Genomic DNA, 25,174 nt, shown 5'->3' with positions numbered 1-25,174 from the left:
TTTTTTAAATTGATATATTTATTATCTAATATTAAAAGTTTAATTGTATTAATTAACATTCTTCAAAGCAAATCTGCCTATTTTTTAATTTCTTTTTCATGGCACTGAAAAATTCCGGAGTAATGCCAATGTATGAGGCGATATGTTTTTGCGAAATTGAATTTTTTAATTCGGGGAACATTATACAAAAATTTCTATATCTTTCCTCCGCAGATAAACTCAAAATTTCGTATAAGCGGTTGCGTAAAAAAATTACCGAACGAATTAAGCTCTCATTATAATAAAGTTCTAATTTTGGAAATTTTTTAACGGATTCTTCTTTTGCTTTTTTTGATAAAATTAGTATTTCAGTATCTAAGTCTGCAACAATATTGAATTTTGAGGGTTGATTATATAAAATACTTTCATTGTCTGCTATCCACCAACCTTTGGAAGTAAATTGGAGAACATGCTCTAATCCTTTCTTATCATTTATATAGCTTCGTAAACAACCGGAAAGGACATAATAATAGTTATCTTCAACCTGTTTTTGATGCAAAAGAAAATCTTTTTTATTTAGCTTTTTAAATTTCAAAATAGATTTTAGATATTCCTTTTCCTCTTTAAAAATAGGCACTACATCATTTATTTCTTCCAAAATTTTTTCAAAAATCATAGTATATAAAGTTTTTAAATCGCTATGTAAAAAATTTTTAAATATGTAATAGTATACTCATTATATTAAGAGTGCTTTTATAATATTTATACTACTTAGTAAGAATTCTTTAAATATTTTTTTCTTTAGATATAGAAAATAAATATAACCGCTATATAAAATTTATAAATACTTTATCTTAAATATGTTTAAATGTCTAAGAACTCTAAATTTCTTATTATTATTTGTAGGATATAATTGAGATTGGTTACGAAAATTTATTTATAAAAATATTTTATTGAAAAATAACTAACAAATTGTAAGTTTTTTTTAGTTTATTATGTTTTTAATTTGATATAAAATTTAGGTAAATTTAGATTCATAATCTTTAATTATATAAATAAAATTAATTGAATACTACTTTTTGTAGGTTTTATTTAAAGATAAAAAGAAATATTCAACTTATTTTTGTATCTAAAATATTAGATAATAATTTTAAAATAATACTAATTAATAATTTAAATTAAATTTAAACTATAATTGACTGTAAATAAAATATTTCCAGTTAGCAAAAAAATAATTTATATGTTAATGACGAGTCATATAGCTATAATTTATATAGTTAATTTAATTTATAATTCATAAATTCTTAACTCTATTTAATAAACATTAATTATAGATTTAAAGATAGAATTAAGCCTACTGATTTATATATTTAAAATTTTAATCCAATTTCAATACAGCTAAAAAAGCGGATTGGGGAACTTCAACCCGTCCAATTTGTCGCATACGTTTCTTACCTTCTTTCTGTTTTTCTAATAATTTCCTTTTACGAGAAATATCTCCTCCATAACATTTAGCGGTAACATCTTTTCGTAAAGCTTTTATGGTTTCTCGAGCAATAATTTTTGATCCAAGTGCTGCCTGAATAGGTATATCAAATTGTTGTCTCGGGATTAATTCTTTTAACTTTTCGCACATTTTTTTACCTATAGTATAGGCATTATCTTGATGAATTAATGCAGATAAAGCATCAACCGGTTCACCATTGATAAGAATATCCACTTTTACCAGCTTAGAAGTTCTCATTCCGCAAGGAGAATAATCAAAAGAGGCATACCCTTTTGAAATGGTTTTTAGTCTATCGTAAAAGTCAAAAACTACTTCAGCTAAAGGCATTTCAAAATGCAGCTCTACTCGGTCGGTAGTTAAATAAGATTGGTTAATCAGTTCGCCTCTTTTTTCAATACAAAGGTTCATTACAGCACCAATAAAATCTGATTTAGTGATAATTGAAGCTTTAATATAAGGTTCTTCCACATGATTTAAAGTAGTGGGTTCGGGAAGTTCTGATGGGTTATGTACTATAATTGCTTTTTCAGGATCCTTATTTAAATATGCATTGTAGGAAACATTGGGAACGGTAGTAACCACCGTCATTTTAAATTCTCGTTCTAAACGCTCTTGAATAATTTCCATGTGAAGCATACCTAAAAATCCGCAACGGAAACCAAATCCTAAAGCAGCCGAAGATTCCGGTTCAAAAACAAGAGAAGCATCATTAAGCTGAAGTTTTTCAAGAGCAGAACGCAATAATTCATATTCTTCGGTATCTACAGGGTATATACCGGCAAAAACCATGGGTTTAACTTCTTCAAATCCGGCAATGGCCTCTAATGCAGGATATTCTACAGAAGTGATGGTATCCCCTACCTTTACTTCACGAGCTTCTTTTATACCACTTATAATATACCCTACATCACCGCAATGAATAACATCTTTAGGAACTTGATTGAGTTTTAACGTACCTATTTCATCAGCATCATAACTCTTTTCGGTAGCCATAAATTTTACCTTTTGGCCTTTTGTTAATTTGCCATTTACTATTTTAAAGAAAGCTTCTATGCCTCTAAAAGGATTGAAAACAGAATCGAAAATCAAAGCTTGTAATGGTGCATCAGGGTTTCCGGATGGAGCCGGAATTCTTTCAATAATTTGTTCTAATAATTCTTCAACCCCGACTCCTGTTTTACCACTGACACGTAAAACATCTTCGGGTTTGCAACCCAGAAGATTTACAATTTCATCGGTAACTTCATCAGGATTTGCAGAAGGTAAGTCAATTTTATTTAATACCGGGATGATTTCCAGATCATGTTCTAAAGCTAAATATAGATTAGATATAGTTTGTGCTTGAATACTTTGTGCTGCATCTACGATCAACAAAGCTCCCTCACAAGCAGCAATAGATCTCGAAACTTCATAAGAAAAATCTACATGTCCGGGAGTATCTATTAAATTTAATACATATTTTTCTCCTTTATACTCATACTCCATCTGAATAGCATGACTCTTGATAGTAATGCCTCGTTCTCGTTCTAAATCCATATCATCTAAGGTTTGCTCCTGTAGCTCGCGATCGGAAATAGTTTTTGTTTGTTGTAAAAGCCTGTCTGCTAATGTACTTTTGCCATGATCTATATGGGCTATGATGCAGAAATTTCTTATGTTTTTCATATTTGCTACAATAATGCAAAAATACATTTTTTATCAACAATATAAGTGCGTATTTTGTACAAACTCTTATTCAAGGTAAAAATATTTAACTCAATCCCCATTATTTCGATAGGAATTATTACATTTGCGGTGTTTTAATTTTAAATTAAAAAACTTTAGTAAAAGAACATTAAAAATAAAAAATGAAAAAACTTAGTTTAACAGAAGATTGGACAACCACAGTTATCGGTGGATTGGTCATCGTATTAGGTATTATTTTATATTCTTTGTTAGGTTATACATTAAGTTGGCCAACATTTAAATGGAATACTGGTGACGATTTATTGTCCAATGTTTTAACAGGAAAAAATTTTATAAACATTTTTGTAATTTTTATTCTTTCTTATGTTTTATTATTGTTAGCGGATATTTTACAAGGTAAACCTATAAGCTCTGCCAAGGGTTTTCCCTTACTATTTATTCTTACTATAGTCGCAATGATTATTGGAGGGAATTCAGTAATGAATTATTGGGGATTTGAAACTGTTATATTTTGTTTACTTATAGGGTTAGTTATTAACAATTTTATAGGTACACCTCAGTGGATAAAAGGATGTTTGTCTTCTGAAATGTATGTAAAAATTGGCCTGATCTTTTTAGGTTCAACTATAATTTTTCAAGATATTATGCAGGCTGGAGCATTGGGACTGATACAATCTGTTGTAGTAGTTTTCTCTGTTTGGTATTTTTCTTTCTGGTTATGCAAGAAATTTAATATAGATAAGGAAATGTCTATGATGTTGTCCAGCGCAGTATCCATTTGCGGAGTTTCTGCTGCAATAGCAACTGCCGGAGCTATAAAAGGAGATTCAAAGAAATTATCCTATGTGGTATCGTTAGTTTTAGTGGTTGCTGTGCCTATGATTGTCATTATGCCGGTTTTAGCAAAATTATTGGGATTAGGAGAAGTAATGGCCGGAGCATGGATTGGAGGTACTATAGATACAACCGGTGCAGTAGCAGCAACCGGTGCTGTTTATGGAGAAGAGGCTCTAAAAATTAGTACAATAGTTAAATTTTCACAAAATGTATTGTTGGGAATTGCTGCTTTTTTAATTGCTGTTTATTGGAGCTATACTAAAAAAGAAGGGAATGAGTTTGCTGATAAACCTAATTTAAAAGTTATTTGGGATCGATTTCCTAAATTTGTTATAGGTTTTATAATGGCATCTTTATTATTCTCTTTTGTTATACCAACCGAACACTATAAACCTGTACTTAATGTATTAAAGAAATTTCAAGGTTTATGGTTTGCTTTAGGATTTACATCAATAGGGTTAGAAACTAATTTCAAAACGTTGATTAATAAAGAAAATAGGAAAGCTACTTTAGTGTTTTTAGGAGCACAAACTTTTAATGTTATATTTACATTACTTGTCGCTTATTTAGTTTTTGGTATAGAATGGACTAAAATATAAAAAAATAATTACTTTCTTTATTATTTTTATTTTTGGGAGAGATTAGCTAAAAGTTAACTCTCCCATTATTTTATTTTTATGAATAATTTTAAAATAAATGTTTTATCTCGTAAATTAAATGAGCAAAAATAAAGATTCATTTCTTTTTATTTATTTAAAATAAACTTTTACCTTCATATAGATTATATATTTCCATAATCTCTTTCAGAATCTTTTTAAAATTAATTTTCATATCAATTAATTTACCGGATCGAATGTCAAAAATCCAACCATGAACCTTTAGATTACTTTCAATTATAGCTTTTTGTACAGCAGCAGTTTTAATTAGATTGATGCATTGTTCTTCAACATTCAATTCAATGAGACGATTATATTTTTCTTCTGAATTTTTAATTAAATTTAATTCATCTTTATGGATTCTATAAACGTCCCTGATATTACGCAACCAGGGATTTAACAGCCCAAGATCTTTAGCTTCCATAGCTTCTTTTACTCCGCCACAATAATAGTGTCCGCAAACAATAATTTGCTTAACTTTTAGGTGCTCGATGGCATAAGTTATAACTGATTGTACATTGAAGTCAGTGCTAATAACCATATTGGCTAAATTTCTGTGGACAAAAACTTCTCCGGGTTTAGCTCCTAGTAATTCTTCCGTTGCTACCCGGCTATCAGAACAGCCTATGTAAAGAACTTCAGGATTCTGTCCTTCGGATAACTTATTAAAATATTCTTTATCTACGGATAGCTTTTCTGCTATCCAAATATCATTGTGGGCAAATATTTTTTCAAAATTCATATGGAGTAATATAGTAGTAAAAAATAATGAACGAAAATTAAAAAGGAATTATTTTACATCATAAATCCGTTGTTTCCTTTATATACGCTATATTTTCCTGTACCTAAAAAGAAAAGCGCTAAGGAAGTTATTAAATAGAACAAATTGAGCTCAACTTTAATACCTCCCGTTTGCGATAGAGTAAAGCCTTCTATCCCATGTACCAAATAAAAAGTCATAAGCATAGTAAATGCAATTAAAAGAGAAGAAATTCTTGTAAAAACTCCCATCAATATACAAATGGGCGCAATTACTTCCCCTAAAGGTACTCCAAGCCAGAGATACTCAGGAAAGTTTTTAGAAGTTAACATTTTTTTAATAAAGTCGTGACCATGGTATAATTTAGATAGTCCATGGAAGACCATTAATCCGCCTATTGAAATACGTAATAGGAGTTTTCCAAGATCGGAATTCAATTCTTTTGCCATAATTATAATGTAAATTTAATCAAAAATAAATTTTTTATTTCATACTTTGCTTATCTTTTATAAATAAAATTGTATTCTTTATAGTTAAAGTTCTATTACCATAATTTTTGATTAAGTCATAAGTAAGTAATATAAAATATGTTTTCCATATATATAAATAAAACATGATTAATCAATAATATTATCATATTGTAGATTCTGATATTTATTATCCATATAACTGCTAAATAAATTACTTAAGTCTTCAATACGAATTGATAGGTTTAGATGAATGATCAAAAATTACTTTTCTTAACCATTTCATGTGATGATTATATATAATGATTTTTCTAAATAATAAATTAATTATAAAAATTTATAAAACAAAAAAGTCTTGTAATATCAAGACTTTTTTTGAATTTATATTTTTAAAATAAAAAATTAGAATGGTTTGATATCAAATACTATAGATTCTAATACTTGAATCACTGCAGCGGCGGTATCTAAAGAGGTGAAACAGGCTACACTATTTTCAACAGCATTTCGTCGTATTAAAAATCCGTCTTCTTGAGCTGTACCGTCATTAGAAAGGGTGTTGATTACAAATTGAGCTTTTCCTTGTTGCATAATTTTAACAATATTGATGTCTTCACTTTCAATTTTATTGATTTCAACAACAGGAATATTATAATCGCGGAAATACTTGGCAGTTCCTTTAGTGGCCATAATTGTATAGCCTATATCATAAAATCTTTTGGCTAAAGGAAGAGCTTCTGCTTTATCCTTATCGGCAACTGTGAATATGGCATTTCCGAGAATTGGTATATTGATTTGCCCTGCTCTAAGAGCTTTATAAAGTGCTCTTTCATACGTCGTGTCTTTTCCTATAACTTCACCGGTAGATTTCATTTCAGGCCCTAAAGTTATATCTACAGAGCGTAATTTAGCAAATGAAAAAACAGGAGCTTTGATATATATATTGCGAGGTTCCAAATAACAATCTACAGCATATCCTTGTTCTTTTAAAGATTGTCCTAACACAGCTTTTGTAGCTATTTTTGCTAAAGGAATACCGGTAACTTTGCTCATGAATGGAATGGTTCGGCTGGAACGTGGATTAACTTCCAGAACATATATTTTTCCACTCATTAGAACAAATTGTATATTCATTAACCCCATGATGTTAAACCCTTTGGCTAACGCTTGGGTTTGTCTTATAATTTCATCTTTTTCCTCTTTTGTTAAAGTTTGTGAAGGATATACAGCAATAGAATCTCCGGAATGAACTCCGGCTTTTTCAATATGTTCCATAATTCCGGGAATAAAAACGTTTTCTCCATCGGAAATTGCATCCACTTCTATTTCTTTTCCAATTAAGTATTTATCAATTAAAATGGGTTGTTTCTCATGAACATTGATAGCTTCTTTCATATACCTTTCCAGTTCAGAATCTTGATACACAATTTGCATGGCTCTTCCACCTAGAACATAGGAAGGACGAATAACAACTGGATATCCAATAGAATTAGCTACACGTATGGCGTCTTTTAAAGTAAATACTGTATCTCCTTTAGGGCGAGCAATATTTAATTCGTTTAATTGTTCTTCAAATTTTTTACGATCTTCTGCTCGATCAATGTCTTCTAGAGAAGTACCTAGTATTTTTGCTCCTGCATCCATGGCAGCCTGAGCTAAGTTAATGGCTGTCTGACCACCAAATTGAACTAAGACTCCGTCCGGTTTTTCTAAATCTATGATTGAAGTTATTGATTCTCTAGTAAGTGGCTCGAAATAGAGCTTGTCAGAAATGCTGAAATCAGTAGATACGGTTTCCGGATTACTGTTAACGATTATGGCTTCATATCCTGACTCTTTAAGGGCTAAAACGCTATGGACGGTAGCATAATCAAATTCTACTCCTTGTCCTATTCGTATAGGTCCGGAACCTAGTACAATCACTTTTTTCTTATCGGTCCTTACAGATTCATTTTCTATGCCGTAGGTACTATAAAAATAAGGAGTTGTCGAAATAAATTCAGCAGCACACGTGTCCACCATTTTATATACCGGAATAATATTATTTTTCTTTCTAAATGAAGTGACTTGGTTTTCTTCCATTCCCCATAGTTGACCAATTTCCCAATCAGAAAACCCATATTTTTTGGCTTTTGCTAAAACATCGCTATTTACTGGTTTTTCTTTTACTTCTTTTTCAATGTTGATTATATGTGAAACTTTAGCCAGGAAGAATATGTCAATTTTTGTAATTTCATGTATTTTTTGAATACTTATACCATTACGTAATGCCTCAGCAATTAAAAATAAACGTTCATCATCTGCATTTTTAAGCCTTTTATCGAAAGTAGAAGGATCAAATGGCTTCATATCTTTTTTAGATAAATGTAAGCAGCCTATTTCCAACGATTGCACAGCCTTTAATAGAGCTTCTTCAATAGAAGTTCCAATAGCCATAACTTCACCGGTAGCTTTCATCTGAGTGCCTAAATGTCTGTTAGCACTTTGAAATTTATCAAAAGGCCATCTCGGGATTTTAGCGACAACATAATCCAGTGAGGGTTCAAAACAAGCATAGGTAGTATTGGTTACCGGATTTTTCATTTCATCAAGAGTTAATCCCACCGCAATTTTAGCCGCTAATTTTGCAATCGGATATCCGGTGGCTTTAGATGCCAAGGCAGAAGAACGGCTAACTCTCGGGTTGACTTCAATGACTATATAATCTCTGCTTAGAGGGTCCAAAGCGAATTGAACATTACAACCTCCTTCAATTTTCAGTGCACGAATTATTTTTAAAGCAGAATTTCTAAGTAATTGGTATTCTTGGTCTGCCAATGTTTGACTGGGTGCGAAAACAATAGAATCTCCCGTATGTATTCCAACCGGATCGAAATTTTCCATATTACAAACAACAATAGCATTGTCATTTGCATCTCTCATTACTTCATACTCAATTTCCTTATATCCTGCAATGCTTTTCTCAATAAGGCATTGATGAACAGGACTATATTTTAAGCCTGAATCAGTAATTTCTCTTAACTCTGCCTCATTTTCTGCTATCCCACCTCCAGTACCTCCAAGTGTAAAAGCAGGTCTTACAATAATCGGATAGCCAATTTGATTGGCGAATTCCACAGAAGTTTCTACATCATTGACAATGATACTTTCCGCAATAGGCTCATGAATATTTTCCATCAATTGTTTAAATAAATCCCTGTCCTCTGCTTGTTCTATGGAAGAAAGCTTAGTTCCTATAATTTCAACATTGTACTGGGCTAGGGTTCCTGCTTTAGCTAATTCAACGGCAAGATTGAGTCCGGTCTGCCCCCCCAAAGACGGTAATAATGCATCGGGACGCTCCAGTGCAATAATTTGTTGAAGAAAGTCTAATGTTAATGGTTCCATATATACCTTATCTGCAATTTCTTTATCGGTCATAATAGTTGCAGGATTCGAATTAACAAGAACAACTTGGTATCCTTCCTCCTTAAGAGCCAGGCAGGCCTGGGTTCCGGCATAATCGAATTCGGCAGCCTGTCCGATAATAATAGGTCCTGAGCCTATTACAAGAATTTTATTTATGTCTGTGCGTTTTGGCATTTTGTTTTTTAATTTTTAGTTTGATGAAGTGACTTCAGTTTGTAAGAATTTTTACTAGTTCTTTTACATAAATCCTTTTTAACTGGTAATAATTCAATATTGCTTATTTTTTAAATAGTAAGAATTTTACTATTTATTTTTGAAATCTTCAATCATAGTCATAAAGTTGTTAAATAAATATTCATTATCATGAGGTCCTGGACAGGATTCCGGATGATATTGAACAGTAAATGCCCAATTCTTTTTATCCTGTAATCCTTCTACAGTTCCGTCATTTAATGCTCGATGAGTTACTTCTAAAGTAGTGTTTTTCAAAGATTTTTCATCTACTACATATCCATGATTTTGTGAGGTTATATAAACTCTATTGGTAGCCAGTTCTTTTACAGGATGGTTTGCTCCTCTGTGTCCGAATAACATTTTAAATGTTTTGGCTCCATGAGCTAGAGCATATAATTGATGACCTAAACAGATTCCGAATATAGGAGCTTTTCCACTCAATTTTTTAATAGTATTTATTGATTCAGTCAATTCTTCCGGATTACCGGGGCCATTAGAGAGCATAATTCCATCGGGATTTAATTCTAATATTGAATTAGCATCTGTATTATAAGGAACTACCACCACATCGCAATTTCTTAAGCATAGTTCTTTTAATATGCTTTTTTTCATTCCATAATCTATCAATACAATTCTGTGTCCTCCTGCAGGAGCGCTATACGCTCTAGGAGTAGATACTTCGGAAACGTGGTGTCTTAGCGTGGTATGCTGTAGCGATTTAACTACTTCATCCAAATTCTCATTTTCATCACAGAATTTACCTTTCATGCTACCCTTCATTCGTATTGTTTTTACTAATGCGCGGGTATCAATACCGCTTAAGCCGGGAATATTTTGTTTTTTTAAAAAAGAATCTATGTTCATTTGACTTTTCCAGTGAGATTCCGTTTTAGCGTATTCATGGACAATAACTCCGCCTACAAAAGAATTGAGGGATTCAAAATCGCTGGGATTAATTCCATAATTTCCTATTAAGGGGTAAGTGAAAACAATAATTTGTTTGTGGAATGAAGGATCTGATAAGGTTTCTTGATAACCAGTCATTCCTGTGGTAAATACTACTTCACCGATCGTGAATTGATCGCCACCAAAGCCTTCACCATTAAATACTAATCCGTTTTCTAAAACTAATTTTCTTTTCAAGGGTTGTTAATTTATTGTAATGGTTTAAATAAAATTATGAATTAAAAACATAGTTAAGCACAGTGATCCTGGCAAATACTCCGTTTGTCATCTGTGTAAATATTCTTGATTGGGGAGATTCAATTAGATCCCCATCTATTTCAACATTTCGGTTTATCGGTGCCGGATGCATAATTATAGCTGAAGATTTCATTTGATTAGCTCTTTGCTTGGTCAATCCATATAAGTCTAAAAAATTTTTTTCATCGTATTGTTTCGAATGTCTTTCATTCTGGTTTCTTAATAACATCACGACGTCTGCATTTTGTATTGCTGAATCAAGAGAGGTATATGTTCCCATAGTCATGCTTGAATCTCTCCAAAAATCAGGAGTGGCAAATGTTATAGAAGAACCTAATCTTTTTAAAATTTTAGCATCTGAATGTGCTACTCTGCTATGTATTACATCCCCGACAATTACTATATTCAAATCTTTAAAAGTACCGAATTCCTCATATATGGTTACCAAATCCAATAGAGATTGGGTCGGGTGGTCTCCGCATCCATCACCTGCATTGATTATTGGTACGTCTATTTTAGTAATTAAATCGTCATAAAATCTATCCTGCATATGTCTTATAACAAAACATTCAACCCCTATGGAATTTAGAGTTTTAACTGTATCGTAAAGAGTTTCACCTTTCTTAACACTTGAGCTTTCTGCATCGAAATATATAATTTCCATTCCTGTTTTTTTCTCGGCCATTTCAAAACTGAGTTTGGTTCGAGTGCTGTTCTCGAAAAATAAATTGGATACATAACGATTAGATAGATTGGGAAAAGCTTTTTTCTTTTTAAAGCTTATCGCATCATCTATTAGTTCCTCAATCAAACTCAGATCAAGATTTTCTAAAGTGATAAAGTGATTCATTATTTATATATATATTAGTTTAATTGACGTTATTTATACAGTAATTTCTACTAATACTTTTTAAAAATAAAAAAAAACATCTTATTAAATAATAAGATGTTTTAAATGAATATTTAAAAAAAATATTTCCGGTATCTTCTAAAAATGATTTCTTGCCCTGAATCTGAAATAGTAAGTGAATAAATTTCCTGTAAGGAGTAAAAGTTCCTTTTTTTGCTATTATTTCAGGTATTGATTCAGAATTATTCAAAAGATTTAATTAGTGTAATTATACAAAATTTTTATTAAATCGATTTTTTAAAATCCTACAAAGATAAGTTGTTTTTTTTGATTATGCAATTTAAATTTTCATTTATAAGATGCATATTAAGTTATCTATGTTATGATTTAATTGAGATATCATATGCACTGAAGGTACATAATCATTATTTTTCTTGGTAACATCTTGTTATAGTTATGCGTTATAAAACTTACATTTTATATAGACACTATTACTAATAGTGTTTTTATACCAGGCGGATATTAAGTGAGTATTGTTTATTGTAATAGAGATGTGATATCTAGATGATTTTTCAAAGAAATACTATATTTATATGATTGAAAATTCTATTAAAATAATTAATATTAGCTAAAAAGGATAAAACCAGATTACATGAAAAAAAAGTTTTTATGGATTACCTGCTTATTATTTATTACTATTGTATGTACATATAGATATTTCTGATCTTGTTAAAGTATACAATATAAGTATCCAAAGTAAAAGTGAAAGTTAACGGTAGATTGGATAGGGCTAGATTATACAAGTAGTATTTCTAACTAATATTTAATGATTCTGCTGAAAAGGGTAATGGAGTTGTAGTTAGGGATTGTGCTGGTTCAACTTTTGCTTGATGAAGTTGAGGTTTTAAAATCTATTGATAAGGCATTGATTTGTCCGAAAGTAGTAGATACGAATATGTATAAAATATTAAAAGTCCATATCTGGAAGTAATTTACTATGATATTGCATGTAAAATTTTATCGTTATTTGATGTTATACAATGGAATTATAAAAGTTAAAATTAAAATTTATTAAATTAATGTAAAAACAAGTTTATAAATATGGTTAAGTATTACTTTAAATTATAGCTATCTAATTTTTAAAATTTTTATAAAAAATAGATAATAAATTATGTTTGTAAGATAAAAAAGATAAATTTTTAGTATAAAAAAAATAAATCCTCATGTCATTATTTGTACAAGTTATAGTTAATCTTGTAAACCATTTATTATCTGATTAAACTAAACATATTTAAACAACTTGTGAATTATAATAATTTTATATATTTGATTGTTTGCAATAACCGAGAAATAAATATTAATTCATATCTTATTATAAGATTAATAAATTATTTTCATTAATTTAAATAATATAAGAAAAAAAAATAATAGTTTTAATTTTAATAAATAATAAAAATTAAAATAAAATACGATAAATAATTAAATGATAAAATTAGTAGCCCCTTTTATAAAAATTTCAAGTTTTTACATAATAGTTGGTTTAATCTTAAGAATAGTACTTCTCTTTTCCCCTGTTACTGATTCAAATTTTTCGGTTCTTGATTATTTTAAAATATTTTCAATTGGTTTAATTAATGATTATGGTGTATCTGTTTTAATTTTCATTTTTCTATGGATACATCTAACTTTTATTACAGATTCAAAATTTAAATCACCTTTACAATATATTATTTTAGGGCTTTTTATAATTTTATTAGGTTATTTGTTTCTATTTAAAACTATTTTTGAAGATTATGGCAGTATTGTACCAACCATAATTAAAACTTTTGTGCTTATAAAAGCATTTTCTTTTACCATATTATTATTGATACCTAAAATAAGGCAAACATGGCGTTATTGTGTATATTTTTTTATTTTCTTTTTATACATTTTTATAATTAATTTCAATGTTATCAGCGAATTTTTATTTTGGAATGAGTTTGGGGTCAGATATAATTTTATAGCAGTAGACTATTTAATTTATACTAATGAGGTAATAGGGAATATATTAGAATCATACCCTATTATTCCTATGTTTTCTGTATTAATTTTAATTTCAGTATTGATTACAATATTTTACCTTAAAGGGTCTAAGAAATATTTTGCGGATCTACCCAATTTTAAAATAAAATTAATTAACGGTATAGTTTATGTTTTACTATTCATAAGTGCAATATTCCTTTTAAAAATATGTGAAAAATATGAAAATTCAGATAATACCTTTGTAAATGAGTTGCAAGCAAATGGATTAATACACTTTTCTAGCGCATATAGTGACAGTTCCTTAAATTACGATAAATTTTATGCAAAATTACCTTTACAAAAAGCTTTTTCAATAATTGCTAAAGTTTATAATAATCAGTGGTCAGAAAATAATAATTCTAAAATTATTAAAGATACTCTTCCCGAACTTCGTAAAAATGTAATCCTTGTAACCATAGAAAGTATGAGCGCCAACTTTTTAAAGGATTTTGGTAATACTCATAATTTAACAACTAATTTAGATAAATTGGCAAGCGAAGGACTTTTTTTTACCAACATGTATGCAACGGGAAATAGAACGGTTAGAGGCTTAGAATCTGTTACTCTTTGTATTCCCCCTTCACCCGGTGAAAGTCTAATTAAAAGAAGTAATAATGATCATATGTATTCTACAGGATATTTATTTAAACGTAGAGGATATAAGGTTCAATATTTTTATGGTGGATATGGATATTTTGATAATATGAATACTTTTTTTGGAGGAAATGGCTATAACATTATTGACAGGAACTCATTTAAAAAAGAAGAAATAAGTTTCGCAAATATATGGGGAGTATGTGATGAAGATATGTTTATGAAAGCAATACGTATTTTTGATGAAAATAGTAAACATAAAACACCTTTTTTTGGACATATTATGACTGTAAGTAATCACAGGCCATTTACCTTTCCATCGGGAAAAATAGATATATCTAATACAAGTAAGTCAAGAGAAGGAGGGGTAAAATATACGGATTATGCCATAGGTAAGTTCATTGAAGAAGCTAAAAAACGTTCCTGGTTTTCCAAAACAGTATTTGTATTTGTAGCAGATCACTGCGCTTCAAGTGCAGGAAAAGAAGATATTCCCTTAGATAAATATAAAATACCTGCTATTATATACTCACCGGGATTTATAAAACCTGAAAAGTTTTCTAAAATAGTTTCTCAAATTGATCTCATGCCAACACTTTTTGGAAAATTACATTTCTCTTATTCCTCTCGTTTTTATGGACAAGATGTATTTAATAGTTCCTATCAACCAAGAGCATTAATCGCAACCTATCAAAAATTAGGATATTTAAAAGATAATAAATTAATTGTTTTATCTCCTAATCAAAAAATTGAACAATATAATGTAACTAAAGATACTCAGATGAATAAATCAACATCTATTGATTCATCCCTAGCTGAAGAAGCAATAGCTAATTATCAAACCTGCTTTTATTTTATTGAAAACAACATGTTACGAATTAAAAATAAATAATATTATTCTCTTTCTAAAATTGATTCGTTTCTCATCTTACGGAACACATTAATAAGTGTAATCACATCATTTTCACAATATGATTTTATACGTTCGAAATTTTTATCTTTATAAAATACGTTAGAAACCTCACTTCCATTCAAGTCATCTTTTGGAGAGGGCAACCCAAAAATATGAGATAATAAATCCAAAGAAGTATAATGTTTATAATCTCCAAATTTCCATAATTCCATAGTATCAAGATGTGGAATTTCCCATGGTTTTTTTCCATGCAATCTTAAAATTTTAGGTAATTCCATTTGATGGATAATCATTCGTCTGGCTATATAAGGGAAATCAAATTCTTTTCCGTTATGAGCACATAAAATTAAATTTGATTTAAAATAATTTGATTTCAACAATTCGTTAAACCCGGTTAATATTTTTTTTTCATGATTTCCATAAAAACTTTTGATACGAATTTTTTTATCGTCAATGATTAATCCACAAGATAAACATACAATTTTTCCAAACTCAGAAAGCATTCCGGCTCTTTCATAATAATACTCTTCAGGAGTAACATTTTCTTTTCTTTGAAATTGAGTTTTTTTCTCCCATAAAACTTTAGTTCTTTCAGATAATTCATTCCATTTTTCTTGTTGAGGAACGGTTTCTAAATCAAGAAATAAAATTTGTCTTAAAGGAATAGAAGATAACATAATTTACATTTAATAATTCAAAGGTAATCAAAACTTATAATTCAGATAATATTGATTAATTTTAAAAAATATAAAAAGATTATGAAAAATATTTTTGTTTCAGATATTGACGGTACATTAACTGCTTCATGCAACCCGTTTTTAGACACATACGGTATAAAAGCATTGCAAAGAGCTTCAAAATTAGGAGAGGTTGTTTTAGCATCCGGGCGACCCTTTCAAGGAATAATAAATATGTATTCACATAAAGACTTAATCATTGATTATATTGTAGCTTTAAATGGAGCTCATATTCTCTATAAAAATAAGACACTTAAAACCTATCCCATACCACAAGATATCGTAAATTATTTTTTAAATGTTAAGCATCAATATTCAAATATATGGTTCTATACAAAAGATACTTGGTATGCTTCGTCTTTAGAAACGGAAGTATACCGCAAAGAAGTAAAAGGAGTTAGACATCGTGCATTGACATTATCGGATTATAAATCTCAAGAGGTTTTAAAAATATTGGTTGTTGGGGAAAAACAAATTCAAGATATAACATGTGATTTTAATAACAATCTTAAAGGAGTGCATATAACTGCATCTTCAGGTTCCTATATAGAAATATTTTCTTCAAAAATAAATAAATACTTAGCACTACAAGAGATTTTAAAAAATACAAATGGAAGAATTTTTTCATTTGGCGATTCTTATAATGATTTAGAAATGATTGGAAATTCATTCTATGGATGTGCAGTAAATAATGCAGAGTTACCTTTAAAAAAAATAGCGAATTACATTTCGTCATATAAGTATGGAAGGGGAGTTTATGATTCGCTAAACCACATCGAAAAAAAATTTTTTAATTAATATTTCATTATGAACAATAAGTACAATCGAGCAAAATATGATAGAAAAATAGAAAAATAATTAATATTTTAAAGGTATATTTAAATTTGATTTAATATATTGATTTTAAAGTTAATAAAATTACAATAAAATCATTAATGAATATATATAACTATCAAAAAGTATTAAAAAATATTATTATAGTAAAAAAATTTTTATATTTGCCGACTAAACTATAATAAAAAAATAAAAGGTTATGTCTGACATTACATCAAGAGTAAAAGCTATCATCGTTGATAAACTAGGAGTAGATGAAAGCGAAGTAACACCAGAAGCAAGTTTTACAAATGACTTAGGGGCAGATTCATTAGACACAGTGGAATTAATCATGGAGTTTGAAAAAGAATTTGATATTCAAATCCCTGATGATCAAGCAGAAAAGATTTCAACGGTTGGTCAAGCTATTTCTTATATTGAAGAAGTAAACAAACAATAATTTACACAAAGACACATTAAAGTATGGCTTTAAAACGAGTAGTAGTAACTGGACTTGGTGCAATAACTCCAATCGGGAATAATTTTAAAGAATACTGTAACGCTTTATTAAGCGGAGTTAGTGGAGCTAGTCCAATTACTCTATTTGACGCAACAAATTTTAAAACAAAATTTGCTTGCGAAGTAAAAAATTATAATCCGGAGGATTATTTTGAAAAAAAAGATATTCGTAAATATGATCGATGTGCTCAATTTGGATTAATTTCTACTAAAGAGGCAGTAATCGATAGTAAAATGTTAGAATATCCTGACTTAAATAAAGATAGAGTAGGAGTTGTGTGGGGTTCCGGAATAGGTGGACTGAACACGTTTGAGCAAGAAGTTTCTACATATGCTATAGGGAATGGGACGCCAAGGTTTAATCCTTTTTTTATCCCCAAAATGATTGCAGATATGACCGCCGGTCTTATTTCAATCGAATATGGATTTAAAGGGCCTAATTATGCAACCGTTTCAGCTTGTGCTTCATCCTCTAATTCAATAATTGACGCTTTAATGCTTTTAAGATTAGGTAAAGCAGACATTATTATAACAGGGGGCTCTGAGGCAGCGATAGTAGCAAGTGGTGTAGGTGGTTTTAATGCTTTACATGCGATGTCGACACGTAATGATGATCCTAAAACTGCATCTAGACCTTTCGATAAAGACAGAGATGGATTTGTTTTGGGTGAAGGGGCAGGAACACTTATTTTAGAAGAGTATGAGCATGCTGTAAAAAGAGGTGCTACTATTTATGCTGAAGTTGTTGGAGGTGGATTAAGTTCCGATGGTTATCATATGACCGCTCCACATCCTGAAGGATTTGGGGCATATAATGTTATGAAAAATGCTATTGAGGACGCTGGAATCAAATTAACAGATATCAATCATATTAACGTCCATGGAACTTCGACACCATTAGGAGACTTAGCTGAATCTAAAGCTATCTTAAAATTATTTGGTGAACATTCCTACAACATTCAGATCAATTCTACTAAATCCATGACTGGTCATCTATTGGGTGCTGCAGGTGCTATTGAAGCATTGGCGTGTATAGTAGCTATTAAAGAAAATAAAGTTCCACCTACAATTAATCATTTTACAGATGATGACGAGTTTGATAATAAATTAGATTTTACTTTTAACGTAGCTAAAGAGAAGCAAGTTAATTATGCAATGAGTAATACTTTTGGTTTTGGTGGTCATAATGCATGTGTTATTTTAAAGAAATTTTAAAATAAGAGATTATTAACAAATGAGTATTTGGAAAAGAATACTTTTATGTTCATATTTATTTAAACAAAATTCTAAAAAAAAAGAGGAAACAACTTTTAAAAAGAAAATTGAAAATCTTATTGGTTATAAACCATCCAATATTTTGATCTTTTATGAGTGTTTTACACATTCCTCGATAAATAATGATAATAAAAATTTCGAAAGATTAGAATTTTTAGGTGATTCAATATTATCAAGTATTGTATCTGACTATTTATATCATCAGGCACCTGACAAAAAAGAAGGTTATCTTACTCAGATGCGATCCAAGTTGGTTAACAGAAAATTCTTAAATGAGTTAGGAGCAGATTTAAAATTAACCTCATTTCTTCAAAAGAGGCAAAACACCAATTTGGGTGAAAATATAAATGGAAATTTGTATGAAGCACTGGTTGGAGCAATTTATATAGATAGTGGCTTTGAATTTTGTCGAAATTTTATTAAAGAAACACTCATCAAGCAGGAAAATTTTGAACAGCTTGAAAAAAGAATCGCAAGTTACAAAAGCTTAATAATAGAATGGGCTCAAAAAAATAAATTTGAAATCATCTTTAATACATTTCAAGAAGAAAATGCAGAAGAATCTTTAATCTTTAATTCCATAATTCAATTAGATAATAAGATTATTGCTAAAGGAAGGGCTACATCTAAGAAAAAAGCTGAAGAGAGTGCTTCTAGAAGAGCCTATCATAGTTTAAACAAGTACTTTAATTCTTTGCAAGGCAAATGAGTGTATTAAAAACATATTCTTTAGATTGGGAGATTGATGACCCGGTATTTGATTTTAATTTATTAGGATTTAAATCATATATTAATAAAGATTATGATTTTGTATTCTATTTAAATAAGAATTGTAACTTAAATTTTAAGCGTGTTAATGATCAACAAATAATAGAAGATGGAATTACTTATATTTTTTCAATTTACAGGTTTTTTCATGAAAAGACTAAACAAAAAATAGAATTAATTAGTAACATTTCCTACCCTCAACCTATATATGAAAATGATAGTTTTTTTGATGAGATCGAAAAAATTAAAATCTTAATTCCTGAATATAAATATTTCAATTATTTCTTAAAATCAGACTTCTTATTAGATGAAGAATTCTATATAGATTTGGGAAATCTTAAAAATATTTATAAATTTAGTGAAATAAATATAGATAAAATTAAAATAAGAAATTTAGAAAATTTGATATTACCTACATAATGAGTGGATTTAGAAAAAAAACGAAAATAGTAGCTACTATTGGGCCAGCATCTGAAGATAAGGATATACTATTAAAAATGTTTAAAGCGGGTGTAAATGTAATTAGAGTGAATTTCTCTCATGCAGAAGAAGAAGTTGTAAAAAAATGGGTGCGTACTGTAAGAGACCTTAATGAAGAACATGGTTTTAGTGTAGCATTATTAGCCGATTTACAAGGGCCTAAATTAAGAGTAGGTGTTGTTAAAGAAGGAACTATTGTTAATGCCGGAGATATAATCACGTTTACAAGTGAAAATATAGAAGGAGATGCAAAACAAGTTTATATGAGCTACCCACAATTTGCTAAAGATGTAAAAGTTGGGGAAAGAATACTATTAGATGACGGAAAATTAATTTTTGAAGTAGTTGAAACTAATTTAACAGATAAAGTAGTAGCAAAAGTTATTCAAGGAGGTCCATTAAAATCTAAAAAAGGAGTTAATTTACCTAATACTCAAATTTCCTTACCGGCTTTAACGGAAAAGGACATTAAAGATGCAATGACTGCGATTAAATACGAATTTGATTGGATTGCACTGTCTTTTGTTAGACATAAAGAAGATGTAATCGATTTACAAAATTTAATACAAAAGCATTGTAACCATAAAATTCCAATTATAGCAAAGATTGAAAAGCCGGAAGCTATAACTAATATTGAAGAAATAGTTCATGTTGTTGATGGTATTATGGTAGCCAGAGGAGATTTAGGAATTGAAATTCCAATGGAAAAAGTTCCTTTAATTCAAAAAAATCTGGTTAGCATATGTAAAACTCAATGTAAACCTGTTATTATAGCGACTCAAATGATGGAAAGCATGATCGACGGATTAACACCTACTAGGGCAGAAGTCAATGACGTTGCCAATTCAGTATTAGATGGAGCAGACGCTGTTATGTTGAGTGGAGAAACATCCGTAGGTAAACATCCGGTTGAAGTAATAGAGAATATGTCGAAGATTATTGTAAGCGTAGAGGATGATCATCATATTCAAATACCATTACATTATCCTAAAAAAGGTAGTGAACGTTATATAACAGATATGATTTGTTATAATGCTGCGGGTATGGTTGGTCAAGTAGGTGCGAAAGCTATTATTACTTTAACTCAATCAGGATATACGGCATTTCAAATTTCATCTCATCGTCCGCTAGCTAATATAATTGTGTTTACATCCAATAAAAGAATCATCAATATGCTAAGCTTGTTATGGGGTGTAAAAGCATATTTATATGAGGGTCTAAAAAGTACTGATGAAACGGTAGTCGAAGTTAATAAAAATATTAAAGAAAAAGGTTATATAAAATCAGGAGATTTTGTAATCAATCTTAATGCTATGCCGTCTTTCGCAAATAGTTTGACTAATACTTTACGTCTTACCCAAATATAAAATATTTTAACATATAACCAAAAAAAAGAGTTCAGGTTTAACCTGAACTCTTTTTATATATAACTATAAATAGTTACTATTTTTTCTTATATAAAAAATAAACATCTACCGCCCTCTCATCAATCGTATTAATAATAGTATCAGTAAGAATTAACTTATAATTTTCTAATAATAATGGATTTTTTTTCAAGCTATAAGGGGTGTCAATTGGATCCATTTTTTCATAATAACCATTACTAGGTATATATTGCTGTATGATGACGAAATCTGTTTTTTTATCTTTTAAATATTGAAATTGTTCATCTCTTAACTGAGGATAAAATCTATGAGAGAGATTGGGAGTCACAAAATATTTAATGTTAGGAACAATATTACAGGTTGTAAAAAGATTATTTGCCAAACCGAATCCTAAATTTAATAATGTAGGATTATTTACTTTCATGATTTCATTTTTAAACTTCATTGTCATTAAAGCTTTTCGATCATGATTTTCACCACTTAATACCCAAGCTTCAACGCGTGTATTATCAAGTCCAGCCACACTGGCACATGTGGATATGAAAATCAACATGGAAAAGATTAATGATTTATTCGAATTTAAATAAAATGATCCAAAAGATTTTTGAAAAATCATTCCAACATATATAAAACCTAAAAATCCGAAAATTAAATAAGGGATTGGATAATAATATTGAAATTTACCCATAAATATAACTGTGTATAAAATAATTCCGGATAATACTATACCTACTTTTGCAAATATATTTTTAATATATTTTAGTGGGAATAAAAATATTCCTATAAAAGCAAGTAAAAATAAACAAGTTGGTTCTAAGAATAAATAAAGAATTCTTGACAGTAACCGGAGTAGAATATTTTTAGGGGTACCTAATTTTGCATAAGCACTATTCAATTCAATATAAATTTTATAGGCTTCTTCTAAGCAATTATGGGAATAAAGATATCCAACAACCGGTATGCTAATGATTAAAGCTCCCGAAATAAATGTTAAAATATTATATATAAAATTTTTATATTCTTTATGATATAATATATTTATAAATATAGTGGAAAGAGGAAAAATCCAAAATGCTATCAGGTTTATTTTTGTAAATAATACAGCAGTGACTAACAAACCATGAATAAACATATATTTTGGTTTATGGATGGGATTGTCAGCTTTAAAATACTTTAAAAACAAATATAACGTAACCCCTTCCATACATAAAATAAATTCTTCTGCAGACCCACCAGCTTTCATGCTTTTAATTAAAAAAATAAAGAAAGCTGTAGCAATGATATAAGAAATGAATTTATTTAAAAATAATCTCGAACTTGAGTATAATGATAATGCTAGAACATACCAGGATACTAGTTCAATTAAAAACATTCCGTAAAAATTTTCATTCGAAATTAAATATCCTGCAGCATAAATAAAAAATATAAAAGGACCTTTATGATCAAAAATTTCAGTATATAAAGCCCTTCCGTTTACCATTCCCTTAGCAACATTAAAATATATGTTAGGATCTGCCCATTCATTGGTAACATAAAGAGGGGACATCTTTGAGCATATGAATAATATACTTAAAACATATATAAATAGTAAAAAGTAAATATTCTTTTCAGAAGTTTTTTCCATCTTATAAAATTTAAATATTTGTTTACACTTAATTTTTATTAGCTAGATTTTCAATAAGCTCAGCAGCTTTTTTATTTCCCCCGGCTTCCAAAAATGATTTTTGAATTTCTTTGGCAGCTTTTTTATATTTTTCATTATATAGTAATTCATCCACAGCATATTCTATGTCCTTAATTCTCATACGTTTGTATTTTAATCTTATGCCGCATCCATATTGCTCAATTAAAGTTGCTGTATGAGATTGATCAAAAGCTATAGGTATAATGAGCATTGGAATACCGTTCATATAAGTATCGCAAACGGTATTTAGTCCTCCATGACCAATAACTACATCAATATGTTTAAGTAGATCGAGCTGCGGTACATAGCTTTGTACAATAAAGTTATCAGGCCATTGTTCAATGATAGCAGGGTCTGTTGCTGCTACTACAGTTACATTCTTATCTTTAAGAGCTTCTATCATTTTAGTGAAAAATTCTTTACGAATATTTACTAAAACTGTACCTAAAGATATATAAATTTTAGGATTATTATTTTTGTTTAATCTTTCCCAATCAAAAGGGGTATTATCTGGTCGACCAGTTAAAGCTCCAATAAATTTCATATAAGAAGGATATTCACCATCTTTATATCCTGCAAATTTTTGAGAAGTGTAAAACATATTAACTTCTTTAGAGGAAATTAATTCTTCATCACCCGATATACCGACAGATTTTTGTAAATTTATTATGGAATCATGAACCCATTGAGTCACTTTGGGTGCAGTTCCCGGATCATGAAGTGTATTAGGGGTAACAGGAGTAATAGTAGCTAAAGGAATTTTTTTAACATGAGCTACCAATGCTCCCGCAAATGTGATACAGTCATTTATTACAACATCTGGTTTATAGGTATCTACTAATTTTGAAAGCTCAGCATACATTATTTTTGCAAATGGAATGTATGTATCTTGGAGACCTAATTTTAATGCTTCCAAAGCAGGTAAGTTGGCACCTCTATCTTGTAATTTAATGATATCTTGTATTTCTTCTTTATTTTCTTGATAAGATTCTTTTAATATAAAAAAAGTACCCCCTGCCGGTATAGTTTCAGGCTTTATTTCGGTTAATCCGGCCCATGCAACTTCATGGCCGTTTTCTAATAATGTTCTACCTATACTAAGACTAGGATTAATATGTCCAAAAAAAGGAGGGACAACAAATAAGAATTTTGACATAATTTTTAATTTTTTACTAATGTTTGTAAATAGTCTGCTCCTTTGCTAACTCCTCCGGCTATTTCAAATGAGCTTTGAATCATTTTCGCATTTTTACTGTATAAGTCATTATTTAAGATAGAATAAACAGCTTCTTTTAGATGAGAAGTTTTAAAGCGATTAAAATTCAAACGAATTCCTGCTCCGCTATCTGTTACGCAACTGGATACAAAAGATTGATCGTAAGCAATTGGAATAACTATTAAAGGAATTCCATAAGATAGAGTTTCACAGACTGTATTATTTCCTCCATGACATACCACTGCCTGCATATGTTGAATTATTTCAAGTTGAGGTATATGTTTTTGGATAATAAAATTATCGGGAATATTTTCAAATAAATCGGGATCAGACACTACAATTACAGTAATATTTTCACCTGCAAAAGCCTCAACTACTTTATTGAAAAATTGTTTTTTTTGAGTATGATCGAAAGTTGTTCCTATACTTACTAATATTTTTGAACGATTTTGACTAATCTTTTCGAATTTTATCCAATCAAAATCAATTTTTTGAGAACGTGGTGATAATACTGGTCCAATAAATTTATAATTTGAAGGTAAATCAGTTTCTCCGAAAAATTCTTTTGAGGTATATACCAATGTCAATAATTTTGAACAATCAAGACGATCATTTCCTGAAACACCGAATTTATTCTGAAAAGCAATTACCTGCTCACCTTCCCACTCATGAATTTTAGGAAAAGAAGGATTAACTTTAATTGATGCCGGAGCTGTAACAGAAGTGGCATATGGTATATTTTTTTTAAATGAAGCAGTTGCGCCAGCAAAAATTTGATGGTCGGAAATAACAACATCAGGTTTAAATTCATCTAATGCATTTTCTATTCCATTCATCATTAATGAATTCATGGGGGTGAGAACTTCTTCGTATAAAAATTTAAGACTATCTATGCCGTATACTTTCTTTTTTTGAAGTTCTTGTGCATGTTCAAAAAGCTTTTTTTTTGCCATTTCATCCATATCAATAGGAAGAACAATTAACTGGCCTTTTTCTGGTAGTTGATCTTTTAAATTAGCGTCTAAACTAAACCAGGAAACAGTATGATTTCTTTTTAAAAGTTCATTGCCAAGACTTAATGTTGGATTAATGTGACCCGTGAGAGGGGGAACAATAAAAGTAAATTTTGCCATGTAGTAATTAGT

Annotated in this window: 19 protein-coding genes; 8 read left to right on the top strand and 11 right to left on the bottom strand. The window is 29.5% G+C overall.

Features of this window, described 5'->3' with window-relative positions:
- Positions 1-52: 52 nt before the first annotated feature.
- Together ASC36_RS02945 and lepA are read right to left on the bottom strand one after the other, a co-directional pair.
- Positions 53-655 carry a Crp/Fnr family transcriptional regulator gene (locus ASC36_RS02945; RefSeq protein WP_055425001.1) on the bottom strand — a complete coding sequence of 201 codons (603 nt, stop codon included), beginning with the start codon at positions 653-655 and terminating at the stop codon, positions 53-55.
- Positions 656-1,357: 702 nt separating this feature from the next.
- Complete coding sequence (lepA, locus tag ASC36_RS02940; RefSeq protein ID WP_055425000.1) at positions 1,358-3,151, bottom strand: translation elongation factor 4; 1,794 nt, start codon at positions 3,149-3,151, stop codon at positions 1,358-1,360.
- A 182-nt stretch (positions 3,152-3,333) separates the two neighbouring features.
- Between lepA and ASC36_RS02935 the strand changes: the two genes are divergently transcribed.
- Positions 3,334-4,608 carry a YeiH family protein gene (locus tag ASC36_RS02935; protein WP_055424999.1) on the top strand — a complete coding sequence of 425 codons (1,275 nt, stop codon included), beginning with the start codon at positions 3,334-3,336 and terminating at the stop codon, positions 4,606-4,608.
- A 154-nt stretch (positions 4,609-4,762) separates the two neighbouring features.
- On the opposite strand, the gene ASC36_RS02930 is transcribed toward ASC36_RS02935, so the two are convergent.
- The 5 genes from ASC36_RS02930 to ASC36_RS02910 all read right to left on the bottom strand — a co-directional run bounded on the left by ASC36_RS02930 (position 4,763) and on the right by ASC36_RS02910 (position 11,584).
- Positions 4,763-5,407, bottom strand: coding sequence for a carbonic anhydrase (locus ASC36_RS02930; protein WP_055424998.1), 645 nt, complete (start codon positions 5,405-5,407; stop codon positions 4,763-4,765).
- A 53-nt stretch (positions 5,408-5,460) separates the two neighbouring features.
- A complete protein-coding gene (locus tag ASC36_RS02925) occupies positions 5,461-5,874 on the bottom strand; it encodes a DoxX family protein (RefSeq protein ID WP_055424997.1) in 414 nt (137 codons plus the stop codon).
- A gap of 420 nt (positions 5,875-6,294) precedes the next feature.
- A complete protein-coding gene (gene carB, locus ASC36_RS02920; RefSeq protein ID WP_055424996.1) occupies positions 6,295-9,471 on the bottom strand; it encodes a carbamoyl-phosphate synthase large subunit in 3,177 nt (1,058 codons plus the stop codon).
- Positions 9,472-9,600: 129 nt separating this feature from the next.
- On the bottom strand, positions 9,601-10,674 hold the full coding sequence (locus tag ASC36_RS02915) for a carbamoyl phosphate synthase small subunit (RefSeq protein WP_055424995.1): 1,074 nt from the start codon (positions 10,672-10,674) through the stop codon (positions 9,601-9,603).
- Between the two features lie 34 nt (positions 10,675-10,708).
- Positions 10,709-11,584, bottom strand: a complete 876-nt coding sequence (locus ASC36_RS02910) for an aspartate carbamoyltransferase catalytic subunit (protein ID WP_055424994.1) — start codon at positions 11,582-11,584, stop codon at positions 10,709-10,711.
- Positions 11,585-13,067: 1,483 nt separating this feature from the next.
- On the opposite strand from ASC36_RS02910, the gene ASC36_RS02900 reads away from it, so the two are divergent.
- Positions 13,068-15,131, top strand: a complete 2,064-nt coding sequence (locus ASC36_RS02900) for an LTA synthase family protein (protein ID WP_055424992.1) — start codon at positions 13,068-13,070, stop codon at positions 15,129-15,131.
- A 2-nt stretch (positions 15,132-15,133) separates the two neighbouring features.
- Here the strand turns inward: ASC36_RS02900 and ASC36_RS02895 are convergent, their stop codons facing one another.
- Positions 15,134-15,829, bottom strand: coding sequence for a ribonuclease H-like domain-containing protein (locus ASC36_RS02895; protein WP_055424991.1), 696 nt, complete (start codon positions 15,827-15,829; stop codon positions 15,134-15,136).
- Positions 15,830-15,910: 81 nt separating this feature from the next.
- Between ASC36_RS02895 and ASC36_RS02890 the strand changes: the two genes are divergently transcribed.
- The 6 genes from ASC36_RS02890 to pyk all read left to right on the top strand — a co-directional run bounded on the left by ASC36_RS02890 (position 15,911) and on the right by pyk (position 21,111).
- On the top strand, positions 15,911-16,687 hold the full coding sequence (locus ASC36_RS02890) for an HAD-IIB family hydrolase (RefSeq protein ID WP_055424990.1): 777 nt from the start codon (positions 15,911-15,913) through the stop codon (positions 16,685-16,687).
- 235 nt (positions 16,688-16,922) lie between these two features.
- Positions 16,923-17,162 carry an acyl carrier protein gene (locus tag ASC36_RS02885; protein ID WP_055424989.1) on the top strand — a complete coding sequence of 80 codons (240 nt, stop codon included), beginning with the start codon at positions 16,923-16,925 and terminating at the stop codon, positions 17,160-17,162.
- A gap of 23 nt (positions 17,163-17,185) precedes the next feature.
- Positions 17,186-18,436 carry a beta-ketoacyl-ACP synthase II gene (gene fabF / locus ASC36_RS02880; protein WP_055424988.1) on the top strand — a complete coding sequence of 417 codons (1,251 nt, stop codon included), beginning with the start codon at positions 17,186-17,188 and terminating at the stop codon, positions 18,434-18,436.
- A 19-nt stretch (positions 18,437-18,455) separates the two neighbouring features.
- Complete coding sequence (gene rnc / locus ASC36_RS02875) at positions 18,456-19,205, top strand: ribonuclease III (RefSeq protein ID WP_055424987.1); 750 nt, start codon at positions 18,456-18,458, stop codon at positions 19,203-19,205.
- Positions 19,202-19,684, top strand: coding sequence for an IPExxxVDY family protein (locus ASC36_RS02870; RefSeq protein WP_055424986.1), 483 nt, complete (start codon positions 19,202-19,204; stop codon positions 19,682-19,684). Before rnc ends, ASC36_RS02870 begins: the two co-directional genes overlap by 4 nt.
- Positions 19,684-21,111 (top strand): pyruvate kinase, encoded by a 1,428-nt coding sequence (gene pyk / locus ASC36_RS02865; RefSeq protein WP_055424985.1) that lies wholly within the window; start codon positions 19,684-19,686, stop codon positions 21,109-21,111. Before ASC36_RS02870 ends, pyk begins: the two co-directional genes overlap by 1 nt.
- A 76-nt stretch (positions 21,112-21,187) precedes the next feature.
- Here pyk and ASC36_RS02860 read toward each other — a convergent pair whose 3' ends face one another.
- The 3 genes from ASC36_RS02860 to ASC36_RS02850 form a co-directional block, all read right to left on the bottom strand.
- A complete protein-coding gene (locus ASC36_RS02860) occupies positions 21,188-22,675 on the bottom strand; it encodes a hypothetical protein (RefSeq protein WP_055424984.1) in 1,488 nt (495 codons plus the stop codon).
- Positions 22,676-22,781: 106 nt separating this feature from the next.
- Positions 22,782-23,969, bottom strand: coding sequence for a glycosyltransferase (locus ASC36_RS02855; protein WP_055424983.1), 1,188 nt, complete (start codon positions 23,967-23,969; stop codon positions 22,782-22,784).
- Positions 23,970-23,974: 5 nt separating this feature from the next.
- A complete protein-coding gene (locus tag ASC36_RS02850; RefSeq protein WP_055424982.1) occupies positions 23,975-25,162 on the bottom strand; it encodes a glycosyltransferase in 1,188 nt (395 codons plus the stop codon).
- Positions 25,163-25,174: the final 12 nt, after the last annotated feature.

Source organism: Apibacter mensalis (assembly GCF_001418685.1).
In the GTDB taxonomy this organism is placed as follows: domain Bacteria; phylum Bacteroidota; class Bacteroidia; order Flavobacteriales; family Weeksellaceae; genus Apibacter; species Apibacter mensalis.
Note: the sequence above shows the minus strand (reverse complement) of the source record. Positions and strands in the feature narration are given on the sequence as shown.

What these genes read in the sequence shown, in the direction of transcription:
- ASC36_RS02945 (WP_055425001.1), bottom strand. Translation starts at nt 655, where the DNA reads ATGATTTTTGAAAAAATTTTGGAAGAAATAAATGATGTAGTGCCTATT.
- lepA (WP_055425000.1), bottom strand. Translation starts at nt 3,151, where the DNA reads ATGAAAAACATAAGAAATTTCTGCATCATAGCCCATATAGATCATGGC.
- ASC36_RS02935 (WP_055424999.1), top strand. Translation starts at nt 3,334, where the DNA reads ATGAAAAAACTTAGTTTAACAGAAGATTGGACAACCACAGTTATCGGT.
- ASC36_RS02930 (WP_055424998.1), bottom strand. Translation starts at nt 5,407, where the DNA reads ATGAATTTTGAAAAAATATTTGCCCACAATGATATTTGGATAGCAGAA.
- ASC36_RS02925 (WP_055424997.1), bottom strand. Translation starts at nt 5,874, where the DNA reads ATGGCAAAAGAATTGAATTCCGATCTTGGAAAACTCCTATTACGTATT.
- carB (WP_055424996.1), bottom strand. Translation starts at nt 9,471, where the DNA reads ATGCCAAAACGCACAGACATAAATAAAATTCTTGTAATAGGCTCAGGA.
- ASC36_RS02910 (WP_055424994.1), bottom strand. Translation starts at nt 11,584, where the DNA reads ATGAATCACTTTATCACTTTAGAAAATCTTGATCTGAGTTTGATTGAG.
- ASC36_RS02900 (WP_055424992.1), top strand. Translation starts at nt 13,068, where the DNA reads ATGATAAAATTAGTAGCCCCTTTTATAAAAATTTCAAGTTTTTACATA.
- ASC36_RS02895 (WP_055424991.1), bottom strand. Translation starts at nt 15,829, where the DNA reads ATGTTATCTTCTATTCCTTTAAGACAAATTTTATTTCTTGATTTAGAA.
- ASC36_RS02890 (WP_055424990.1), top strand. Translation starts at nt 15,911, where the DNA reads ATGAAAAATATTTTTGTTTCAGATATTGACGGTACATTAACTGCTTCA.
- ASC36_RS02885 (WP_055424989.1), top strand. Translation starts at nt 16,923, where the DNA reads ATGTCTGACATTACATCAAGAGTAAAAGCTATCATCGTTGATAAACTA.
- fabF (WP_055424988.1), top strand. Translation starts at nt 17,186, where the DNA reads ATGGCTTTAAAACGAGTAGTAGTAACTGGACTTGGTGCAATAACTCCA.
- rnc (WP_055424987.1), top strand. Translation starts at nt 18,456, where the DNA reads ATGAGTATTTGGAAAAGAATACTTTTATGTTCATATTTATTTAAACAA.
- ASC36_RS02870 (WP_055424986.1), top strand. Translation starts at nt 19,202, where the DNA reads ATGAGTGTATTAAAAACATATTCTTTAGATTGGGAGATTGATGACCCG.
- pyk (WP_055424985.1), top strand. Translation starts at nt 19,684, where the DNA reads ATGAGTGGATTTAGAAAAAAAACGAAAATAGTAGCTACTATTGGGCCA.
- ASC36_RS02860 (WP_055424984.1), bottom strand. Translation starts at nt 22,675, where the DNA reads ATGTCCCCTCTTTATGTTACCAATGAATGGGCAGATCCTAACATATAT.
- ASC36_RS02855 (WP_055424983.1), bottom strand. Translation starts at nt 23,969, where the DNA reads ATGTCAAAATTCTTATTTGTTGTCCCTCCTTTTTTTGGACATATTAAT.
- ASC36_RS02850 (WP_055424982.1), bottom strand. Translation starts at nt 25,162, where the DNA reads ATGGCAAAATTTACTTTTATTGTTCCCCCTCTCACGGGTCACATTAAT.